The organism is Streptomyces sp. P9(2023), assembly GCF_032436795.1.
Taxonomy (GTDB): Bacteria; Actinomycetota; Actinomycetes; order Streptomycetales; family Streptomycetaceae; genus Streptomyces.
This window is the reverse complement of sequence record NZ_JAUPWM010000223.1, coordinates 1-364: the sequence shown is the minus strand read 5'-3', so window position 1 is coordinate 364 and position 364 is coordinate 1. Positions and strand designations below refer to the sequence as shown.

At 59.3% G+C, this 364-nt stretch carries 1 protein-coding gene; it reads right to left on the bottom strand.

The window, feature by feature from the left end; translation table 11 throughout:
• Window positions 1-364 (bottom strand): anti-CBASS protein Acb1 family protein (locus Q5762_RS37440; protein ID WP_315896774.1); only part of this gene is annotated, 364 nt, incomplete at both ends.

The following is a 364-nucleotide window of genomic DNA, read 5'->3' as shown; positions in this document are numbered from 1 at the left end:
ATATTGGCCGCAGTGGCGTCGGCATTAGTGATAGCAGTCCACACCGACTGAAGCACGCTATCGCCCCATCCCGTATTTGTCAGGGCGTTCCAAGGATCGGGGTGAGCCTCCCCGATTTGGATCACCAGGCGGCTAGGATGGATGTCGAGGAAGTCCGTGGAGTTGGCTACCTGATAGGCTTTCGGGAGGCCGTATGACTCCAGCGTCGGGTCAATCTCCAACTCCCCCGCGACGATCTCACGACGACCCATGACCGTGAGGTACTTCAGACCACCCTTGCCGATGCTTTCAGGGTCAAACTCCTGAGTGGCGTCCCCGCCGTCACCAATATAGATGACGGCTCCACCCCACAGACGGGCAAGCG